Origin of the sequence: Mesonia ostreae, from assembly GCF_031845265.1 — a bacterium.
GTDB classification, from domain to species: domain Bacteria; phylum Bacteroidota; class Bacteroidia; order Flavobacteriales; family Flavobacteriaceae; genus Mesonia; species Mesonia ostreae.
The window spans coordinates 1-4,669 of record NZ_JAVRBG010000030.1 but is presented as its reverse complement, the minus strand read 5'-3'; the positions used below and the strand labels follow the sequence as shown (position 1 = coordinate 4,669).

Annotated in this window: 8 protein-coding genes; 6 read left to right on the top strand and 2 right to left on the bottom strand. The window is 35.6% G+C overall.

Going from position 1 to position 4,669, the window contains the following annotated elements; genetic code table 11:
- From RLT85_RS14945 to RLT85_RS14935, 3 genes are all read left to right on the top strand, one after another.
- On the top strand, positions 1 to 209 hold a 209-nt coding region (locus RLT85_RS14945; RefSeq protein ID WP_311402846.1), incomplete at its 5' end, for a hypothetical protein.
- Positions 193 to 993, top strand: a complete 801-nt coding sequence (locus RLT85_RS14940) for a relaxase/mobilization nuclease domain-containing protein (protein WP_311402845.1) — start codon at positions 193 to 195, stop codon at positions 991 to 993. The genes RLT85_RS14945 and RLT85_RS14940, both read left to right, overlap by 17 nt.
- A gap of 13 nt (positions 994 to 1,006) precedes the next feature.
- Complete coding sequence (locus RLT85_RS14935) at positions 1,007 to 1,432, top strand: hypothetical protein (protein WP_128758877.1); 426 nt, start codon at positions 1,007 to 1,009, stop codon at positions 1,430 to 1,432.
- Positions 1,433 to 1,574: 142 nt separating this feature from the next.
- Here RLT85_RS14935 and RLT85_RS14930 read toward each other — a convergent pair whose 3' ends face one another.
- Together RLT85_RS14930 and RLT85_RS14925 are read right to left on the bottom strand one after the other, a co-directional pair.
- Positions 1,575 to 2,105 (bottom strand): GNAT family N-acetyltransferase, encoded by a 531-nt coding sequence (locus tag RLT85_RS14930; RefSeq protein ID WP_311402844.1) that lies wholly within the window; start codon positions 2,103 to 2,105, stop codon positions 1,575 to 1,577.
- A 133-nt stretch (positions 2,106 to 2,238) separates the two neighbouring features.
- Positions 2,239 to 3,195: a replication initiation protein gene (locus RLT85_RS14925; protein WP_311402843.1), complete on the bottom strand. Its 957-nt coding sequence runs from the start codon at positions 3,193 to 3,195 to the stop codon at positions 2,239 to 2,241.
- Between the two features lie 568 nt (positions 3,196 to 3,763).
- On the opposite strand from RLT85_RS14925, the gene RLT85_RS14920 reads away from it, so the two are divergent.
- From RLT85_RS14920 to RLT85_RS14910, 3 genes are all read left to right on the top strand, one after another.
- The gene (locus RLT85_RS14920) at positions 3,764 to 3,991 is read left to right on the top strand and encodes a toxin-antitoxin system HicB family antitoxin (RefSeq protein ID WP_311402842.1); all 228 of its coding nucleotides are present in this window, start codon (positions 3,764 to 3,766) and stop codon (positions 3,989 to 3,991) included.
- Between the two features lie 3 nt (positions 3,992 to 3,994).
- On the top strand, positions 3,995 to 4,276 hold the full coding sequence (locus RLT85_RS14915; RefSeq protein ID WP_128758871.1) for a type II toxin-antitoxin system YafQ family toxin: 282 nt from the start codon (positions 3,995 to 3,997) through the stop codon (positions 4,274 to 4,276).
- A 213-nt stretch (positions 4,277 to 4,489) separates the two neighbouring features.
- Positions 4,490 to 4,669: plasmid mobilization protein (locus RLT85_RS14910; RefSeq protein WP_375712361.1), on the top strand; the 180-nt coding region annotated here is incomplete at its 3' end.

Here is a 4,669-nt window from a genome sequence, read left to right as displayed (position 1 = left end):
TTCGCTGCGGAATGCGAAAGCATTTACCTAAACCATTATCTTCCGAAGAACTCGAAGCTTGGATGATGCTGAAAGAATACACCACCAATTTCAAAAGGATCTCCAACTACATCAAAAATAAAAGCCCAGGGCTTGACCAGGAGATTAAAAAAGTAATTGAAGAAATGAATGTTGATTTAAAAAGAATACGAAATGGTCAGTCAAGCTAATGCCACAAAGGGAAGTGCCGAGGGAATACGCTATATTATGGATGATAAAGGGCAAGCGGTCGAGCTCGACCGCAATATGATCAGCGGAGAAACTCCAACGGAAATTTTAGCGGAATTCCGAGAAATCCAATCCTTGAAACCCAGTATTACAAAAAACACGTACAGTATTTATTTTAGTCCAGATAATGTTCAGAGAGAATTTACCAAAGATCAACTTCAGGAACTTGGCCGGGAACATTTGAAAGAATTAGGGCTTGAAAAAAACCAGTATTTAATGACCCTGCACACTTCAACTGGAAAACCCCATATTCATTTTCAGGTCAACCGCATAGGCTTTGATGGTCAGGCCCACAATGATAGCAATATCAGTAAAAAAGCGCAGGAAAGTGCGGAAAAGCTTGCCAAAGAAAGAGGACTTTTGACCGCTAAGGATATTCGGAAAATGCACAAAGAAAAGACCAAAGAGCTGCGGAAGGAAATTCACCAGGCATATAATCAGAGCAAATCCAAAGCGACTTCTTTTGAGGAATTTGCGAGATCAATGCACAACAGGGGTTATAATGTTGAATTGACCAAGCAAAGAAGCGGCAAAATACAAGGCTTTAGAATTGTTGACCGACAATCATCCCAAAGTTTTAAAGCTTCTGAAATTGGCAAAGAAGTCAGGTATGGAAAGTTAGAAATGAGTATCTCAGAAAATATTCAGCAGAAAATTAAAAAGGAAAAAGAAGCGCAAATTGAACTCAAACCAAAAAGAGATAGAAGCCCAGGGCTTAGCAGATAAAACTTAAAATATTATGGCACGAGTAAGTAATGAAACCTTAGCAAAGACACTATCGAACACCATTTTTGACCTACAACAAGAGTTGAAGAAGGATAAAAAACACCGGGAACAGGTAGAGCTAGAAATAAGAAAACAAGCCCAGAGAATTGAAGAATCTGCGAAGCATTTTAAACCCGATTTAAGCGACCTAAACAACTCTATGGGGAATTATGTTACAGAGATAGATAAAAATGCCAAGGACGTTAAAAACAGCTATATAACAGGTAAAGCGATAGCCATCTATTTCGGCAGTTTAATATTGGTAATGCTTTTGTGCTATTTTTTTCTTCAACAGCAAAGAAACAAAACCGAAGAAGTTCAGGGAGAACGAGATTATTACAAGCAATTTATCCTGGAATCAGAAGAAAGAACCGCTGATTTTAAAGAATGGGCGAAGTGATCTTAACGTGTTTGTGTATGATTAGTGGCGTGTTTAAGCACCTAATTTAGCAAATAAAAACCGAATAGAAAATCCGCGAGGATTTTCGTAAGTAAGCGAGAACCAGCCATTAATTATACACGTTGTTGTGGTGTCGTATTTTTTATTCGTTAAACTCTTTTGGATATTCAACTATTCCATTTACTCCTTTGAGTCCATTTTCAATCAATTCAATTACCATACAATTCTCTTTCGGAACTTCAAATGGCAATTCTATTCCATACTTATCAGCTTGTTTATAACCGAATCTTGGATAGTAATTTTCGTGTCCAAGTAAAACAATTGATTTATGTCCTAATTCTTTAGCTTTTTTATGGGCTTCGACTATCAATTTTCCGCCAATTCCTTTTCCTTGAAATTCAGGTAAGACAGAGACAGGTGCTAAAGCCAATGAGTCAAATTCGTTCGATTTGTTTTTAATCTTAAGTTTTGTCAACAGAATATGTCCAACAATTTTGTTTTCGGTTTCGGCTACTATTGAAAGTTCGGGAACAAAAGCATATGACTTTCTCAATCGTTCCACTAAAAACTGTTCCTTGTGGTCGCTCATTTGTTCATTTTCAAATGCCTTTTCTATAAGGTTAAAGACTGTTTTAAAGTCTTCTGTATTTTCTTTTCTTATCGTTAATTTCATTTACTTTTTCAGTTTCTTATGCGTTCCTGTTATATGCACCACAACTTGTTATATGATGATAAAAATATGGTTTATGCCTTAAATATTCCGTGATAACCGAAGGTTTTTAGTCACTTTTTATTGGGATTAAATATCATTCGATAACCCCTTTTTTCTTATATACCCCAACGATATAGCCCCGGGAATTATCGACTTTCAATTCTCCCTGGCGCACTTTCTGGTTAAGTTGTTCTATCAAGGCTTTAAAGTCCTTTATCTTTTCTTTTTCGGCTATTTTAGTGGCCTGTTTTTCTGTCAATCCGTAGGACATAATATATTTAATATCCTTTTGCTCGGCAATGGGCTTTTTGAAATCGATCTCCATTTGCAGGTTTGCGCTTAAATCCACGAAGATTTCAATGACTTTGTAGGAACGACCTTTTTTGTGAAGTTTGTAATCGAATTTGATATCGGTATTGGCGTTGATTTGTTGCTTTGCCACATCCAATACTTTTTCTTTGAATTGACCAATTTGAGTATATTGTTCATTCCCTTTTTTATCGATCAAACCAAGCATTTTTTTAAGTTCGGTAATTTCAAAAGTTTGGCGACCTATTGAACGCCACTGACAGGCAATAGTATATAAACGTTTGGCATATTTTGAAGAACAAGCTAAAACAGATTTGAGCTGAATTGAAGTAAAGGTATTTTTAAGTTCAAAGAAATATGGCTTTGCAGGTTCGGAGATCATTACCTCAAATGCACCTTGACCTTCCAGGTAATCTACTTGTTGGAAAAGCCACATTTGACGGTATCTCATTTTACCATTATCCTGTTTAATATCAACTTCAAACATACGACTTCCAATTTCTTCGGTAGCTTTTCGTAATTGGGCATAGTTCCAGGTGCGACCAGTAATCAATTCAATATCCTTTGCAGTAATTCTGTAGTTCAATTCATTTTGTGAGAGGGAAGCCAGTAACATAAAGAGGATATCCAGTTGGCAAGCCGAGAAATCATATCTTCCGGAGGTAATAGCGTTATGCTGCATTACCCTCTTTTCTTTAAAGCCGTGTACCTGGGCATCACTATAAATCGATAAATCTTTCATAGGGGCTAATTTTCTGTTTTTCAAATATATAAAAAAACACTAAAAAAACAAACGGTGTGTTTTTATTAATATGAATTAGCTTATAAAAAGTGTTTTTTCACTTATAAAAAGTGTTTTTTCACTTATAAAAAGTGTTTTTTCACTTATAAAAAGTGTTTTTTCAGCTTGTAACTTGTTGATTATCAGTACCCCCCAAGCCCTTAAAGTATTAAAGTATTTAAAATAATTAAAAGAAACGTTTTAGAGAGGTTTAAAGTAAAAAGGAAAAATCGACTCTGGAAGATCTCCCTGAAAAATAATGCGGAGTGAAAAGAAAACGAAAAACGGAACGGAATAGCTGAACGCAGTGTAAACCAGGCGCCGAAATTTGCACTTTTTTTAGCTTTTGAGAAAGTTTTGCATAAAAAACAAGTATATACTTGATATAACAAACAACCGCCCTTAAACAGGCTTAAAATGCGTTTTATGGTATCAGTTAATTTTATATTGTTCAACCCCGGTGAGATTTATTTAATATGATTACATTTGTATAACACTATGCTATGCATTTATCCTTAAAAACAGTATTATGAGTTCAAAAGTCCAAACCGCAGTTCGACTAAACGGGGATCTTCTGGAAGCCTTGAAAGAAAAAGCTAAAGCCGATAAGAGAAGCCTAAATAATTATATTGAAAAATTGCTATACCGGGATGTTGGAGATATCCCCAATGATACCACTAAAAGTGCTATTGAAGAAGCCCGTCAGGGAAAACTGGAACGAATAGAAAACCTTGATAATTGGCTTGAAAAACTGTAATCAATGTATCATTTAGAACTTACCACCAAGTTTAAAAAAGACCTTAAGAAAATAAAGAAATCACAAATATATTACCAGGCAGCTGTTGACGTTTTGAAAAAGCTTGAAAAAGGAGGGGTTTCTGAAATTCCTCAATCTATGCTCCCCCACAAGTTGAAGGGAAACTATAAAGATAACTGGGAGTGCCACATTAAACCCGACCTTTTGATTATATGGATTCAAATAGAATCTCCGGATGTAATTAAGTTAGTAAGAATCGGTTCGCACTCCGATTTGTTCAAGTAAAATAAAAATACTGAATTCTTAGCTAGATAAATCATAATATCAGGCTACATATTCGATTAAATTCTTCTATTTTTGTTATTAGCAGCAATTTTTATCGGGTGTAGTAGATCAAGAGGTGTTTTTGTACGTACATTTTCGGGTTACCACCCTCAAAATGCACTTCAAAAAACTCTTGTTTTCGCCCTGCGGTTGAAAAGAAAAAAAAGGATGTTTATGGAAAAAAAAGCACGCATAGAACTACGGATTTCTCCCTTTGAAAAGGACGTGATCAAAGCCAATGCCCGAGAATTAAATTTGTCCGTTTCCGATTATCTCATTCGCTGCGGAATGCGAAAGCATTTACCTAAACCATTATCTTCCGAAGAACTCGAAGCTTGGATGATGCTGAAAGAA

What these genes read in the sequence shown, in the direction of transcription:
- RLT85_RS14940 (WP_311402845.1), top strand. Translation starts at nt 193, where the DNA reads ATGGTCAGTCAAGCTAATGCCACAAAGGGAAGTGCCGAGGGAATACGC.
- RLT85_RS14935 (WP_128758877.1), top strand. Translation starts at nt 1,007, where the DNA reads ATGGCACGAGTAAGTAATGAAACCTTAGCAAAGACACTATCGAACACC.
- RLT85_RS14930 (WP_311402844.1), bottom strand. Translation starts at nt 2,105, where the DNA reads ATGAAATTAACGATAAGAAAAGAAAATACAGAAGACTTTAAAACAGTC.
- RLT85_RS14925 (WP_311402843.1), bottom strand. Translation starts at nt 3,195, where the DNA reads ATGAAAGATTTATCGATTTATAGTGATGCCCAGGTACACGGCTTTAAA.
- RLT85_RS14920 (WP_311402842.1), top strand. Translation starts at nt 3,764, where the DNA reads ATGAGTTCAAAAGTCCAAACCGCAGTTCGACTAAACGGGGATCTTCTG.
- RLT85_RS14915 (WP_128758871.1), top strand. Translation starts at nt 3,995, where the DNA reads ATGTATCATTTAGAACTTACCACCAAGTTTAAAAAAGACCTTAAGAAA.